Here is a 14,790-nt window from a genome sequence, read left to right on the forward strand (position 1 = left end):
GGGGCCCCGTTTCCACCGGAAACGGGGCCCCACGCGCGCGTGCGACTCGTGGCGGCGGGGCCGCCGGTGGCGTCTCGTAGTCTTGGGCCCGTGCAGGAACTCCACGATGCCCCCCTCGCCCCCCTCACCACCTTCCGGCTCGGCGGCCCCGCCGCCCGGCTGGTCACCGCGACCACCGACGCCGAGGTGATCGCAGCCGTCCGCGCGGCCGACGACAGCGGGACCCCGTTGCTGGTCATCGGCGGCGGATCGAACCTGGTCATCGGCGACAAGGGCTTCGACGGCACCGCCCTGCGCATCGCCACCACCGGTTTCGAACTGCGCGGTACGACGCTGGAACTGGCGGCCGGTGAGGTGTGGACCGACGCGGTCGCCCGCACCGTCGAAGCCGGCCTCGCGGGCATCGAGTGCCTCGCCGGCATCCCGGGGTCCGCGGGGGCCACGCCCATCCAGAACGTGGGGGCGTACGGGCAGGAGGTCTCCTCGACCGTCACCGAGGTCGTCGCGTACGACCGGCGGTCCGGCGAGACGGTGACGCTGGCCAACGAGCAGTGCGCGTTCTCGTACCGGCACAGCAGGTTCAAGGCCGACCCTGAGCGGTACGTCGTCCTGCGCGTCCGGTTCGGACTCGAGGACGCGGGCGGGCTGTCGGCGCCGGTGCGGTACGCGGAGGCCGCGCGGGCGCTCGGGGCGGAGCCGGGGGACCGGGTGCCGCTCGCCGACGCCCGCGAGGCCGTGCTCAAGCTGCGCGCCGGAAAAGGGATGGTGCTGGATCCCGAGGACCACGACACCTGGTCGGCGGGATCCTTCTTCACCAACCCGATCCTCACGGACGAGCAGTTCGCCGCCTTCCACGCGCGCGTGCGCGAGCGGCTGGGCGACGCGGCCGAGCCGCCCGCCTACCCCGCGGGGGACGGGCGTACCAAGACCTCGGCGGCCTGGCTGATCGACAAGGCCGGGTTCGCCAAGGGGTACGGCAGCGGCGCGGCCCGGATCTCCACGAAGCACACGCTGGCGCTGACCAACCGGGGCGGGGCCACGACCGAGGAGCTGCTGGAGCTGGCCCGGGAGGTCGTCGCCGGGGTCCGGGAGGCCTTCGGCGTGACCCTGGTCAACGAGCCGGTGACCGTCGGGGTGAGCCTCTAGCGAGGTCGGCGCCACGAGCCGGCGGCTCAGTAGGCCACCCCCACCCCCTGTTTCACGGTCCCCACGTCCTCGACCATCGCGAGCATCGCGTGGGCCACGTCCGCCCGCGCGATGAAGCGCCCCTTGCGCGGGAAGCCGCCCACCACCGTGCGGTAGGTACCGGTCAGCGGCTTGTCCTGCAGGCGCGGCGGGCGTACGGACGTCCAGTCGGTGCCGCTGCGGGACAGTTCGGCCTCCATCTCGCGCAGGTCGTCGTAGACCGGCTTGAGGACGGCGGAGACCAGACCGCGCATGGAGCGGTCCAGGAGGCCGTCGTCCGGTTCCGGGCCCACCGGGGCGGCGCTGACCACCACCAGCCGTCGTACGGCCTCCGCCTCCATGGCGGCCAGGACCGTGCGGGTCAGCCGGGCGGCGACGCCGGCGTCGCCGCGGCTGCGCGGGCCCAGGCCGGACAGGACCGCGTTCCGGCCGGACACTGCCGGGCGGATCACCTCGGGGTCGGTGAGGTCAGCGCGGACCACCTCCAGGCCGGAGCCGGTCACGGTCAGCCGGGCGGGGTCGCGGACGACCGCCGTGACCCGGTGGCCGGACGCCAGCGCCTGACGGACCAGCTCCCGGCCGATCCCGCCGGTCGCGCCGAACACAGTGAGATTCATGACTGCTCCCGTTCCAGCACAGCAGAAAGGTGGTGGGTGAGTATTCACTCACCCGTGTCTCCTCCTAGAGTGGGTAAGTATTCACTCACCAGTCAAGGCCCTTCGGGGAAGTCCGGCGAAGCCGCAGGAAGGGGCATGTGATCCTTGGATGCCATGGAGCAGAAACCGGCCCGCGTCCGCATCCTCGACGCCGCTCACGAGCTGATGGGCACCGTCGGGCTCGCCCGTGCCACCACCAAGGAGATCGCCAGGGCGGCCGGCTGCTCCGAGGCGGCCCTCTACAAGTACTTCCCCAGCAAGGAAGAGCTGTTCGTGCACGTGCTCACCGAGCGGCTGCCGCGGCTTCTCCCGCTGCTCGGCGAGCTCACCGTCGAACCCGGCCGGGGCAGCCTGGAGGACAACCTCACCCAGATCGCCCGTCAGGCGGCCCTCTTCTACGAGGCGAGCTTCCCGATCGCCGCCTCCCTCTACGCCGAGCAGCAGCTCAAGCGGAAGCTCGACGACAAGCTGCGCACCATCGGGGCGGGACCGCACGTGCCGATGAGGGCCCTGGACGGCTACCTGCGCGCCGAGAAGGCGCACGGCCGGATCCGGGCCGACGCCGACACGTCAGCCGCCGCCGCCCTGCTCCTCGGCGCCTGTGTCCAGCGCGTCTTCTCCTACGAGGCGACGGAGACCGGCGAGCGCCCGCCGGTCGACGCGTTCGCCGCGCGCATCGCCCGCACTCTGCTCGGCGGGCTCTCCGCCACCGGTGCGTGACCGGGAGTACCCGGAACACCGGGAACACCGGGAATCAGGACACCGGGGCGACCAGCCAGGCGTCGATGTCCGCCAGGAGCCCGGCCTGCACGTCCTGCGGTGCCGCCGAACCCCGGACCGACTGGCGGGCCAGTTCCGCCAGTTCGGCGTCGGTGAAGGCGTGGTGCACGCGCGCGATGTCGTACTGCGCGGCCAGCCGGGAGCCGAACAGGAGCGGGTCGTCGGCGCCCAGGGCCATCGGGACGCCCGCCTCGAAGAGGGTGCGCAGCGGGACGTCCTCGGGCTTCTCGTAGACGCCCAGGGCCACGTTGGAGGCCGGGCACACCTCGCAGGTGATCTCCCGGTCCGCCAGGCGCTTGAGCAGCCTCGGGTCCTCCGCCGCCCGCACGCCGTGCCCGATCCGGGAGGCGTTCAGGTCGTCCAGGCAGTCCCGGACCGACGCCGGGCCGGTCAGCTCGCCGCCGTGCGGGGCCGCCAGCAGGCCGCCCTCGCGCGCGATGTGGAACGCCCGGTCGAAGTCCCGGGCCATGCCCCGCCGCTCGTCGTTCGACAGCCCGAAGCCGACCACGCCCCGGTCCGCGTACCGGACCGCGAGCCGGGCCAGCGTGCGTGCGTCCAGGGGGTGCTTCATGCGGTTCGCGGCCACCAGGACGCGCATGCCGAGACCGGTCTCCCGGGAGGTCGTCTCGACCGCGTCCAGGATGATCTCCAGGGCCGGGATCAGACCGCCCAGGCGCGGGGCGTACGAGGTCGGGTCCACCTGGATCTCCAGCCAGCGCGAGCCGTCCTTCAGGTCCTCCTCGGCGGCCTCCCGGACCAGGCGCCGGATGTCCTCGGGCTCTCTCAGGCAGGAGCGCGCGGCGTCGTACAGGCGCTGGAAGCGGAACCAGCCCCGTTCGTCGGTGGCCCGCAGTCTCGGTGGTTCGCCGCTGGTCAGGGCCTCGGTGAGCGCCTCGGGGAGGCGTACGCCGTACTTGTCGGCCAGTTCCAGGACGGTTCCCGGCCGCATCGAACCGGTGAAATGCAGATGCAGATGAGCTTTCGGCAGCTCAGAGACATCACGTACGTGCTCCATTCCAGGATCCTGCCGTACGCGACCGCCGTACCGGTAGCCGATTCCCCATTAGTGGCCTTGCTCGCACACGAGAACCCACGCGGGAACCCACGCGGGAACCCACGCGGGAACCCACGCGGGAACCCACCCGAGAACGCAACGAGAACGCAACGAGAACGGGCCGCTCCCCGGAGGGAGCGGCCCGTACGCGCGCGTGGAGCGGGGGTTCGGGAAGAACGTCAGTCCTTGGCCTCGGCCAGCAGCTTCTGCATCCGGCTCACGCCCTCGACGAGGTCCTCGTCGCCGAGCGCGTACGACAGGCGCAGGTAGCCGGGCGTGCCGAAGGCCTCGCCGGGGACGACCGCGACCTCGGCCTCCTCCAGGATCAGCGCGGCCAGCTCGACCGAGTCCTGCGGGCGCTTCCCGCGGATCTCCTTGCCGAGCAGCGCCTTGACCGACGGGTAGACGTAGAAGGCGCCCTCGGGCTCGGGGCAGACCACGCCGTCGATCTCGTTGAGCATCCGGACGATCGTCTGGCGGCGCCGGTCGAAGGCCTCGCGCATCTTCGCCACGGCGTCCAGGTCACCGGTGACGGCGGCCAGGGCGGCGACCTGCGCCACGTTGGAGACGTTGGACGTGGCGTGGGACTGGAGGTTCGTGGCCGCCTTGACGACGTCCTTGGGGCCGATGACCCAGCCGACCCGCCAGCCGGTCATGGCGTACGTCTTCGCCACGCCGTTGACGACGATGCACTTGTCGCGCAGCTCGGGCAGGACCGCCGGCAGCGAGGTGAACTTCGCGTCGCCGTAGACCAGGTGCTCGTAGATCTCGTCCGTGAGGACCCACAGGCCGTGCTCCACGGCCCAGCGGCCGATCGCCTCGGTCTCGGCCTCGGTGTAGACCGCGCCGGTCGGGTTCGACGGGGAGACGAAGAGCACGACCTTCGTCTTCTCGGTGCGGGCCGCCTCCAGCTGCTCCACGGAGACGCGGTAGCCGGTGGTCTCGTCCGCGACGACCTCGACCGGGACACCGCCGGCCAGGCGGATGGACTCCGGGTACGTCGTCCAGTACGGGGCGGGGACGATGACCTCGTCGCCCGGGTCGAGGATCGCGGCGAAGGCCTCGTAGATGGCCTGCTTGCCGCCGTTGGTGACGAGGACCTGGGAGGCGTCGACCTCGTAGCCGGAGTCCCGCAGCGTCTTCGCGGCGATCGCGGTCTTCAGCTCGGGCAGGCCCCCGGCCGGGGTGTAGCGGTGGTACTTCGGGTTCTTGCACGCCTCGATGGCGGCCTCGACGATGTAGTCCGGCGTCGGGAAGTCGGGCTCACCGGCGCCGAAGCCGATCACCGGGCGTCCGGCGGCCTTGAGGGCCTTGGCCTTGGCGTCCACGGCGAGGGTGGCGGACTCGGAGATCGCGCCGACTCGGGCGGAGACCCGGCGCTCGGTGGGAGGGGTTGCAGCGCTCATGGGGCCCATCGTTTCAGACCGGAAACCTGCCCGGCACGCCGGTTTCACGGACTGAACAACTACGGGCCGAACCATGAACAAGCGTGCGGATCCGCCCCCGGGCCAGGACGATCTTCCGTACGGTCGGCCCGGACTGCCACTTTCTGTTCGACGCGGCGCCGCGGACCACGTACACTCTCCACTCGTTGGCCTTCAGCAGCCGTGCCTGAGCAGGTGCACACCGGGCACCCGGTCGGATGCGGTACGTTGGGGACACAGCAAAGGGTCGTAGCTCAATTGGTAGAGCACCGGTCTCCAAAACCGGCGGTTGGGGGTTCAAGTCCCTCCGGCCCTGCTACACACACCGCCAGGATGTGTGCGCATGTACGTACAAGCATTGCACCGCCGTGCGGCTCCAGAAACCGGGCGCGGCACGGCCATGACCCGGGACCAGGTGAGGACGAATGACGGACGCCGTGGGCTCCATCGACACGCCTGATGCCGACGAGGTGCAGGAGTCCAAGAAGAAGGGCCGCAAGGGCGGCAAGCGGGCCAAGAAGGGTCCGCTGAAGCGCCTTGCCACCTTCTACCGCCAGATCATCGCGGAGCTCCGCAAGGTCGTCTGGCCGACTCGAAACCAGCTGACGTCGTACACCACCGTGGTGATCTTCTTCGTCGCCATCATGATCGCTCTGGTGACCGTGATTGACTATGGACTCAACCACGCGGCCAAGTACGTCTTCGGCTGAGCACAGAGCGAAGGGCGCCGTGGTACCGGCGCCCGTTTTCGCATGTTCCACCCCTATGTATCCAGGAAGAAGCAGCCATCGTGTCTGACCCGAACCTGAACGACGCCGTCGAGGCCGTCGAGCCCGAAGAGGCCGTCGAAGACGAGCTGGACATCGTCGAGGGCGCGGACGAGCAGGACGAGTTCGAGGCTGCCGAGGCCGAACTGGGGGAGCCGGCCGAGGAGACCGCCGTCCACGTCGAGGACGAGGACGCGGTGGAGGACGAGGACGCCGACGAGACCGAAGAGGTCGAGGACGTCGTCGAGGAAGAGCCCGCCGAGCCGGTCGACCCCGTCCAGGCGCTCCGCGAGGAACTGCGGCTGCTCCCCGGCGAGTGGTACGTCATCCACACGTACGCCGGTTACGAGAACCGCGTGAAGACCAACCTTGAGCAGCGCGCCGTCTCGCTGAACGTCGAGGACTACATCTTCCAGGCCGAGGTGCCGCAGGAAGAGGTCGTCCAGATCAAGAACGGCGACCGCAAGACCATCAAGCAGAACAAGCTGCCCGGTTACGTGCTCGTCCGCATGGACCTGACCAACGAGTCCTGGGGTGTTGTCCGCAACACCCCCGGCGTCACCGGCTTCGTCGGCAACGCGTACGACCCCTACCCGCTGACTCTGGACGAGATCGTCAAGATGCTCGCGCCGGAGGCCGAGGAGAAGGCGGCGCGCGAGGCGGCGGAGGCCGAGGGCAAGCCGGTTCCGCAGCGCAAGGTCGAGGTCCAGGTGCTGGACTTCGAGGTGGGCGACTCGGTGACGGTGACCGACGGTCCGTTCGCCACGCTGCAGGCGACGATCAACGAGATCAACCCGGACTCCAAGAAGGTCAAGGGTCTGGTGGAGATCTTCGGGCGTGAGACGCCGGTGGAGCTGTCGTTCGACCAGATCCAGAAGAACTGAGGTAGTACCTCAGCAGCGGGCCGGTGGGGGCTGTTCGCGCAGTTCCTCCCCCAGCCTTCGGCCGGGGGTACCCCCAGCGCCCCTTTCGGGGCTCCCCGATTGACGTCCGTGTCAGGTCAGGCGCCTTTTCCCGGCCCCTGACCTGCTCGGTTTTTGGCCGCGCATCCATACCCGTTATCGTTGTGCGGTATGCCTGCGTTCGGGTTGGTCCCCTCGCGTAGGCAGGACCCGAAATGAAAGGACCCGGAGAGCTATGCCTCCCAAGAAGAAGAAGGTCACGGGGCTCATCAAGCTCCAGATCAACGCCGGTGCGGCGAACCCGGCCCCGCCGGTCGGCCCCGCGCTCGGTCAGCACGGCGTCAACATCATGGAGTTCTGCAAGGCCTACAACGCCGCGACCGAGTCGCAGCGCGGTTGGGTCATCCCGGTGGAGATCACGGTCTACGAGGACCGTTCCTTCACCTTCGTCACCAAGACCCCGCCGGCCGCGAAGATGATCCTCAAGGCCGCTGGTGTCGAGAAGGGCTCCGGCGAGCCGCACAAGACCAAGGTCGCCAAGATCACCCAGGACCAGGTCCGGGAGATCGCCCAGACGAAGCTTCCCGACCTGAACGCCAACGACCTGGACGCCGCGTCGAAGATCATCGCCGGCACCGCCCGTTCCATGGGCATCACGGTCGAGGGCTGAACCCCACCTTCGTAGAACCACCGTGGTAGGGCCTGCTCGGCCCGTACACCACGACTCCTTCGGAACACACAGGAGCAAGTTGTGAGCAAGCGCAGCAAGGCTCTCCGCGCTGCGGACGAGAAGATCGACCGGGAGAAGCTGTACGCCCCGCTCGAGGCCGTCCGTCTCGCCAAGGAGACCTCCACGACCAAGTTCGACGGCACCGTCGAGGTCGCCTTCCGCCTGGGTGTCGACCCGCGCAAGGCCGACCAGATGGTCCGTGGCACCGTGAACCTCCCGCACGGCACCGGCAAGACCGCCCGGGTCCTGGTCTTCGCGACCGGTGACCGTGCCGAGGCCGCGCGTGCCGCGGGCGCCGACATCGTCGGCGCCGACGAACTGATCGACGAGGTGGCGAAGGGCCGTCTGGACTTCGACGCCGTCGTCGCCACCCCGGACCTCATGGGCAAGGTCGGCCGCCTCGGCCGCGTCCTCGGCCCGCGTGGTCTGATGCCGAACCCGAAGACCGGCACCGTGACCCCGGACACCGCCAAGGCTGTGACCGAGATCAAGGGCGGCAAGATCGAGTTCCGCGTCGACAAGCACTCGAACCTGCACTTCATCATCGGCAAGACGTCCTTCGAGGACGACAAGCTGGTGGAGAACTACGGCGCCGCGCTGGAGGAGATCCTCCGTCTGAAGCCGTCCGCCGCCAAGGGCCGCTACATCAAGAAGGCCGCGGTCAGCACCACCATGGGCCCCGGCATCCCGGTCGACCCGAACCGCACCCGCAACCTCCTCAACGAGGAGGACCCGGCCGCCGTCTGAGCCCCGCGCTCGGTCTGGTAGCCGCGTCAGGGACGCGACACCAACAGGACGGGCCCCGCAACCGAGAGGTTGCGGGGCCCGTCCTGATGTTTGAGCGACTCCCCGCGCGTTGTCGGTGCCCTGGGTTAGCGTCGGGGTACGGGACCGGGGGACGGGACCTTCATGGGGGTGGGTGGGATGAAGAGCAGGCGAGTGCGTCGTACGGCCGTCGCGGTCGCGGTGGCGGTCGCGCTGACCGGAGTGGCCGCCTGCAGCTCAGCGGGGGGCTCCGGGGGCTCGGCAGGTTCCGGCGGTTCCGGCGGTTCCGGCGGTTCCGGCGGTTCCGGCGGTTCCGGCAAGGAGGACAAGGCGGGGGCCCGCGCCGCGACCAGGGTCAGCCCCATCGCCGCGCTGCGCTCCGCGGAGAAGTCCACCGACAAGGCCGACTCCGCCCGGGTCCGCTCCACCACGACCATGGGCTCGCTGCTGTCCATGACGACGGACGGCAGCCTCGCCTGGGACGACGGCATATCCGGCACCGTCACCATCACCTACACCGGCGGCAGCACGGCCGAGCTGATGCGCAAGCTCGGTACGACGTCGATGGAGGCCCGCTACCTGCCCGACGCCTACTACGCGAAGATGAGCGACACGTTCGCCGCGCAGACGGGCGGCAGGCACTGGATCCGGTACGGGTACGGCGACCTGGCCTCCGTCGCCGGCGGGTCGGGCGCCCTGCTCAAGGACCAGATGCAGAACACCACGCCCAACAAGTCGGTGCAGATGCTGCTGGCCTCCGGCGACGTGCGCAAGGTCGGCGCGGAGACGGTCGACGGCCAGGCCACCACCCACTACGCGGGCACCGTGGGCGTGGCCGACCTGGCCGGGCGGAGCAGCAGCCTCACGGCGGACCAGCTGGCCGCCCTGAAGAAGCAGCTCACCCAGGCCGGCGTCACCACCGAGACCGTCGACATCTGGGTCAACGACCAGGACCTGCTGGTCAAGAAGACCGAGAAGGCCGCCACGGCGACCGGCACGATGACCCAGACCGCGCACTACAGCGACTACGGCGTGAAGGTCAGCGCCCGTAAGCCCCCGGCCGGCGACACCGAGGACTTCAAGTCGCTGCTCAAGAAGCAGGGCGCGACCGGCCTGACCTCCTGAGCGGTCGGCGGCAGGGGCCGATTTGCTCGACAGTGCACAGGTCCCGTACTCTTTCGGAGAAGCCAAAGACCGCTGGTCGTTGCCGTGTGCTCGTAAGAGTGTGCGGTGGCCGAAGGATCCGCTGAACCGCGGACGACCCGCGCAGGTGACTGTGGAAGTGCTCCCGGAGCCGCATGCGTCGCGTATGTGATTTCGGTCGAGCTACGCCCCGTGCGCCTGCGCCGGGGCGTTTCGTTTTCCCCAGCCCCTTCTGAGCGGTCCTCATCACCCGGAAGGAGGCCGACGCTCTATGGCAAGGCCCGACAAGGCTGCCGCGGTAGCCGAGCTGACGGAGCAGTTCCGCAGCTCGAACGCCGCCGTGCTGACCGAGTACCGGGGTCTCACCGTGGCGCAGCTCAAGACGCTGCGCCGGTCGCTCGGTGACGACGCCCAGTACGCCGTGGTGAAGAACACGCTGACCAAGATCGCGGCCAACGAGGCCGGGATCTCCACGCTCGACGACCTGTTCAACGGTCCGACGGCGGTTGCCTTCATCACCGGTGACCCGGTGACGTCGGCGAAGGGTCTTCGTGACTTCGCCAAGGACAACCCGAACCTCGTCATCAAGGGCGGTGTCCTTGACGGCAAGGCGCTGTCCGCCGACGAGATCAAGAAGCTTGCGGACCTCGAGTCCCGCGAGGTTCTGCTCGCCAAGCTGGCGGGCGCCCTGAAGGGCAAGCAGACGCAGGCTGCTCAGGTCTTCCAGGCGCTCCCGTCGAAGCTCGTCCGCACCGTGGACGCGCTTCGCGCCAAGCAGGACGAGCAGGGCGGTGCCGAGTAACTCGGCTCGCGAAATGACCGCCGCCTGAGGCAGCCCGCCGCAGGCAACGGTCGTAGCGGGCCGAACGTACGCCCGCCAGACATGTACATACGGCACCAGCCGAATTAGTGGAAGGAAAGCCATCGTGGCTCTCACCCAGGACGAACTGCTCGCCGAGTTCGAGACGATGACCCTGATCCAGCTCTCCGAGTTCGTGAAGGCGTTCGAGGAGAAGTTCGACGTCACCGCCGCCGCCGCGGTTGCCGTCGCGGGCCCGGCCGGCCCGGCCGCCGCCGCCCCGCAGGAGGAGGAGAAGGACGAGTTCGACGTCATCCTCACCGGTGCCGGCGACAAGAAGATCCAGGTCATCAAGGTCGTGCGTGAGCTGACCTCCCTCGGCCTGAAGGAGGCCAAGGACCTCGTGGACGGCGCCCCGAAGCCCGTCCTCGAGAAGGTCGCCAAGGACGCCGCCGAGAAGGCCGCCGAGTCCCTCAAGGGCGCCGGCGCCTCCGTCGAGGTCAAGTAACACCTCCGAGGTCGTCCAGACCTCTGTGTGCTGAAACACCCCCTCGGGGGCTGTAACGCGCAGACCGCGAAGAGCGATCATCCATCCGGGTGGTCGCTCTTCGGCGTTCCCGGGAGGCCGACCTCGGTTGCCTTGCACCTGTGACGGCGGGGGGTATGGTGATCTTCGTCGTGTCTCCGGCGCACCGGGTTTGCGCAGAGGGGCCTTGACGAACCGCACGCAGCGCGCAATTCTCAGGACGCGTCGCCAGAACGGTCCGAATCCGAGGCATGGATCGGCGACGAAGAGGGCAGTATCAACGTGCGTTGAGGGCAGGCATGACGCAGGCGTTGACGATGAAGAGGGTCTCAGAAAATGGGGACTGGACATCAGTGTGCCAAGTGGCTACACTGACCCTTTGCGCTGCCTGTTAGCCTTCCCCTGCCCGTCACCAGGGGTCTGCCCTCACCCGAATGCCGACGACCGAACCTCCTCTGAACTGGGGTTTCTGTCTCTGTGTCCGGGAAGGGACCGGGGAGCGCGTAGTGAGTCCGAGCCCTCGGAAGGACCCCCTCTTGGCCGCCTCGCGCACTGCCTCGAACGCGAATATGAACAACGGCGCCAGCACCGCCCCGCTGCGCATCTCCTTTGCAAAGATCAAGGAGCCTCTCGAGGTTCCCAACCTGCTCGCGCTGCAGACCGAGAGCTTCGACTGGCTGCTCGGCAACACCGCCTGGCAGAGTCGGGTCGAGGAGGCTCTGGAGTCCGGTCAGGACGTCCCCACCAAGTCCGGTCTGGAGGAGATCTTCGAGGAGATCTCCCCGATCGAGGACTTCTCCGGGTCGATGTCGCTGACGTTCCGCGACCACCGCTTCGAGCCGCCGAAGAACAGCATCGACGAGTGCAAGGAGCGCGACTTCACGTACGCCGCCCCGCTCTTCGTCACGGCCGAGTTCACCAACAACGAGACCGGTGAGATCAAGTCCCAGACGGTCTTCATGGGCGACTTCCCGCTCATGACGAACAAGGGCACCTTCGTCATCAACGGCACCGAGCGTGTCGTGGTGTCGCAGCTGGTCCGTTCCCCCGGTGTCTACTTCGACTCGTCCATCGACAAGACGTCCGACAAGGACATCTTCTCCGCCAAGATCATCCCCTCCCGGGGTGCCTGGCTGGAGATGGAGATCGACAAGCGCGACATGGTCGGTGTCCGCATCGACCGCAAGCGCAAGCAGTCGGTCACCGTGCTGCTCAAGGCGCTCGGCTGGACCACCGAGCAGATCCTCGAGGAGTTCGGCGAGTACGAGTCCATGCGCGCCACCCTGGAGAAGGACCACACCCAGGGCCAGGACGACGCGCTGCTCGACATCTACCGCAAGCTGCGTCCGGGCGAGCCCCCCACGCGTGAGGCCGCGCAGACGCTGCTCGAGAACCTGTACTTCAACCCGAAGCGCTACGACCTCGCCAAGGTCGGCCGCTACAAGGTCAACAAGAAGCTGGGCGCGGACGCCCCGCTGGACGCCGGTGTGCTGACCGTCGAGGACGTCATCTCGACGATCAAGTACCTGGTCAAGCTGCACGCGGGCGAGACCGAGACGGTCGGCGACAGCGGTGGCACGATCGTCGTCGAGACCGACGACATCGACCACTTCGGCAACCGTCGTCTGCGCAGCGTCGGCGAGCTCATCCAGAACCAGGTCCGTACCGGCCTGGCCCGTATGGAGCGCGTCGTCCGCGAGCGCATGACCACGCAGGACGTCGAGGCGATCACGCCGCAGACCCTGATCAACATCCGGCCGGTCGTCGCCTCCATCAAGGAGTTCTTCGGCACCAGCCAGCTGTCCCAGTTCATGGACCAGAACAACCCGCTGTCGGGTCTCACCCACAAGCGCCGTCTGTCGGCTCTTGGCCCGGGTGGTCTCTCCCGTGAGCGGGCCGGCTTCGAGGTCCGTGACGTGCACCCGTCGCACTACGGCCGCATGTGCCCGATCGAGACCCCCGAAGGCCCGAACATCGGCCTGATCGGCTCGCTCGCCTCCTACGGCCGGGTCAACGCGTTCGGTTTCGTCGAGACCCCGTACCGCAAGGTCGTCGACGGCCAGGTCACCGACGAGGTCGACTACCTGACCGCCGACGAGGAGGACCGCTTCGTCATCGCGCAGGCCAACGCCGGCCTCAACGACGACATGCGCTTCTCCGAGGCCCGTGTCCTCGTCCGCCGCCGTGGCGGCGAGGTCGACTACGTCGCCGGTGACGACGTGGACTACATGGACGTCTCGCCGCGCCAGATGGTGTCGGTCGCGACCGCCATGATCCCGTTCCTGGAGCACGACGACGCCAACCGTGCCCTCATGGGCGCGAACATGATGCGCCAGGCCGTGCCGCTGATCAAGAGCGAGTCCCCGCTCGTCGGCACCGGCATGGAGTACCGCTCCGCGGTCGACGCCGGCGACGTGGTCAAGGCCGAGAAGCCCGGTGTGGTCCAGGAGGTCTCCGCGGACTACATCACCACCGCCAACGACGACGGCACGTACATCACGTACCGCCTGGCCAAGTTCGCCCGTTCCAACCAGGGCACCTCGGTCAACCAGAAGGTCATCGTCCTGGAGGGCGACCGGATCATCGAGGGCCAGGTCCTCGCCGACGGTCCCGCCACCCAGAACGGCGAGATGGCGCTGGGCAAGAACCTGCTCGTGGCGTTCATGCCGTGGGAGGGTCACAACTACGAGGACGCGATCATCCTGTCGCAGCGCCTCGTGCAGGACGACGTCCTCTCCTCGATCCACATCGAGGAGCACGAGGTCGACGCCCGTGACACCAAGCTCGGCCCCGAGGAGATCACCCGGGACATCCCGAACGTCTCCGAGGAGGTCCTCGCCGACCTCGACGAGCGCGGCATCATCCGCATCGGCGCCGAGGTCATCGCCGGTGACATCCTGGTCGGCAAGGTCACCCCGAAGGGTGAGACCGAGCTGACGCCGGAGGAGCGCCTGCTGCGCGCGATCTTCGGTGAGAAGGCCCGTGAGGTCCGTGACACCTCGCTGAAGGTGCCGCACGGCGAGACCGGCAAGGTCATCGGTGTGCGCGTCTTCGACCGCGAGGAGGGCGACGAGCTGCCGCCGGGCGTGAACCAGCTGGTCCGCGTCTACGTCGCGCAGAAGCGCAAGATCACCGACGGCGACAAGCTCGCCGGCCGGCACGGCAACAAGGGTGTCATCTCCAAGATCCTGCCGATCGAGGACATGCCGTTCCTGGAGGACGGCACCCCGGTCGACATCATCCTCAACCCGCTCGGTGTGCCGTCCCGAATGAACCCGGGACAGGTCCTGGAGATCCACCTCGGCTGGCTCGCCAGCCGCGGCTGGGACGTCTCCGGTCTCGCCGACGACTGGGCCCAGCGGCTCCAGGCCATCGGCGCCGACCAGGTCGCCCCGCGCACCAACGTCGCGACCCCGGTCTTCGACGGTGCCCGCGAGGACGAGCTGGCGGGTCTGCTGCAGCACACCATCCCGAACCGCGACGGCGACCGCCTGGTGCAGCCGACCGGCAAGGCGCGGCTGTTCGACGGCCGCTCCGGTGAGCCGTTCCCGGACCCGATCTCCATCGGCTACATGTACATCCTCAAGCTCCACCACCTGGTCGACGACAAGCTGCACGCCCGGTCGACCGGCCCGTACTCGATGATCACCCAGCAGCCGCTGGGTGGTAAGGCGCAGTTCGGTGGCCAGCGCTTCGGCGAGATGGAGGTGTGGGCCCTCGAGGCCTACGGCGCCGCCTACGCGCTCCAGGAACTGCTCACCATCAAGTCCGACGACGTCACCGGCCGCGTGAAGGTCTACGAGGCCATCGTCAAGGGCGAGAACATCCCCGAGCCCGGCATCCCCGAGTCCTTCAAGGTCCTCATCAAGGAGATGCAGTCGCTCTGCCTGAACGTGGAGGTGCTGTCCAGCGACGGTATGTCCATCGAGATGCGTGACACCGACGAGGACGTCTTCCGCGCGGCGGAGGAGCTCGGCATCGACCTGTCCCGGCGCGAGCCGAGCAGCGTCGAAGAGGTCTGACGGGAGTCCGGCGGGCCCTGAGCCATCAGGGCCCGCC

At 68.7% G+C, this 14,790-nt stretch carries 13 protein-coding genes and 1 tRNA gene; 11 read left to right on the forward strand and 3 right to left on the reverse strand.

Translation table 11 applies throughout. The features are described from left to right. The first annotated feature begins 90 nt into the window (after nucleotides 1-90). On the forward strand, nucleotides 91-1,146 hold the full coding sequence (locus tag AB0D74_RS45915) for a UDP-N-acetylmuramate dehydrogenase (protein WP_362600952.1): 1,056 nt from the start codon (nucleotides 91-93) through the stop codon (nucleotides 1,144-1,146). A gap of 26 nt (nucleotides 1,147-1,172) precedes the next feature. Here AB0D74_RS45915 and AB0D74_RS45920 read toward each other — a convergent pair whose 3' ends face one another. Further along, nucleotides 1,173-1,802: an NAD(P)H-binding protein gene (locus AB0D74_RS45920; protein ID WP_362600955.1), complete on the reverse strand. Its 630-nt coding sequence runs from the start codon at nucleotides 1,800-1,802 to the stop codon at nucleotides 1,173-1,175. A gap of 153 nt (nucleotides 1,803-1,955) precedes the next feature. Between AB0D74_RS45920 and AB0D74_RS45925 the strand changes: the two genes are divergently transcribed. Next, nucleotides 1,956-2,561 (forward strand): helix-turn-helix domain-containing protein, encoded by a 606-nt coding sequence (locus AB0D74_RS45925; protein WP_362600958.1) that lies wholly within the window; start codon nucleotides 1,956-1,958, stop codon nucleotides 2,559-2,561. A gap of 34 nt (nucleotides 2,562-2,595) precedes the next feature. Here AB0D74_RS45925 and AB0D74_RS45930 read toward each other — a convergent pair whose 3' ends face one another. Together AB0D74_RS45930 and AB0D74_RS45935 are read right to left on the reverse strand one after the other, a co-directional pair. After that, the gene (locus AB0D74_RS45930; RefSeq protein WP_362600961.1) at nucleotides 2,596-3,636 is read right to left on the reverse strand and encodes an adenosine deaminase; all 1,041 of its coding nucleotides are present in this window, start codon (nucleotides 3,634-3,636) and stop codon (nucleotides 2,596-2,598) included. 218 nt (nucleotides 3,637-3,854) lie between these two features. Continuing rightward, nucleotides 3,855-5,081, reverse strand: a complete 1,227-nt coding sequence (locus tag AB0D74_RS45935) for a pyridoxal phosphate-dependent aminotransferase (protein WP_362600964.1) — start codon at nucleotides 5,079-5,081, stop codon at nucleotides 3,855-3,857. 261 nt (nucleotides 5,082-5,342) lie between these two features. Here AB0D74_RS45935 and AB0D74_RS45940 point away from each other — a divergent pair. The 9 genes from AB0D74_RS45940 to rpoB all read left to right on the forward strand — a co-directional run bounded on the left by AB0D74_RS45940 (nucleotide 5,343) and on the right by rpoB (nucleotide 14,753). Beyond that, nucleotides 5,343-5,415, forward strand: a tRNA-Trp gene (locus AB0D74_RS45940). 109 nt (nucleotides 5,416-5,524) lie between these two features. Then, complete coding sequence (secE, locus tag AB0D74_RS45945) at nucleotides 5,525-5,809, forward strand: preprotein translocase subunit SecE (RefSeq protein WP_093499675.1); 285 nt, start codon at nucleotides 5,525-5,527, stop codon at nucleotides 5,807-5,809. 80 nt (nucleotides 5,810-5,889) lie between these two features. After that, the gene (nusG, locus tag AB0D74_RS45950; RefSeq protein ID WP_362600969.1) at nucleotides 5,890-6,750 is read left to right on the forward strand and encodes a transcription termination/antitermination protein NusG; all 861 of its coding nucleotides are present in this window, start codon (nucleotides 5,890-5,892) and stop codon (nucleotides 6,748-6,750) included. A 253-nt stretch (nucleotides 6,751-7,003) separates the two neighbouring features. Further along, on the forward strand, nucleotides 7,004-7,438 hold the full coding sequence (rplK, locus tag AB0D74_RS45955) for a 50S ribosomal protein L11 (RefSeq protein ID WP_362600972.1): 435 nt from the start codon (nucleotides 7,004-7,006) through the stop codon (nucleotides 7,436-7,438). Nucleotides 7,439-7,519: 81 nt separating this feature from the next. Then, a complete protein-coding gene (gene rplA / locus AB0D74_RS45960; RefSeq protein ID WP_362600975.1) occupies nucleotides 7,520-8,245 on the forward strand; it encodes a 50S ribosomal protein L1 in 726 nt (241 codons plus the stop codon). A 177-nt stretch (nucleotides 8,246-8,422) separates the two neighbouring features. Beyond that, complete coding sequence (locus tag AB0D74_RS45965) at nucleotides 8,423-9,388, forward strand: hypothetical protein (protein WP_362600978.1); 966 nt, start codon at nucleotides 8,423-8,425, stop codon at nucleotides 9,386-9,388. A gap of 289 nt (nucleotides 9,389-9,677) precedes the next feature. Further along, the gene (gene rplJ / locus AB0D74_RS45970) at nucleotides 9,678-10,208 is read left to right on the forward strand and encodes a 50S ribosomal protein L10 (protein ID WP_362600981.1); all 531 of its coding nucleotides are present in this window, start codon (nucleotides 9,678-9,680) and stop codon (nucleotides 10,206-10,208) included. Nucleotides 10,209-10,329: 121 nt separating this feature from the next. Beyond that, nucleotides 10,330-10,713, forward strand: a complete 384-nt coding sequence (gene rplL / locus AB0D74_RS45975) for a 50S ribosomal protein L7/L12 (protein WP_362601116.1) — start codon at nucleotides 10,330-10,332, stop codon at nucleotides 10,711-10,713. A gap of 554 nt (nucleotides 10,714-11,267) precedes the next feature. Then, nucleotides 11,268-14,753, forward strand: a complete 3,486-nt coding sequence (gene rpoB, locus AB0D74_RS45980; protein WP_362600984.1) for a DNA-directed RNA polymerase subunit beta — start codon at nucleotides 11,268-11,270, stop codon at nucleotides 14,751-14,753. Nucleotides 14,754-14,790 lie beyond the last annotated feature (37 nt).

The organism is Streptomyces sp. NPDC048278 (assembly GCF_040652195.1).
Taxonomy (GTDB): Bacteria; Actinomycetota; Actinomycetes; order Streptomycetales; family Streptomycetaceae; genus Streptomyces.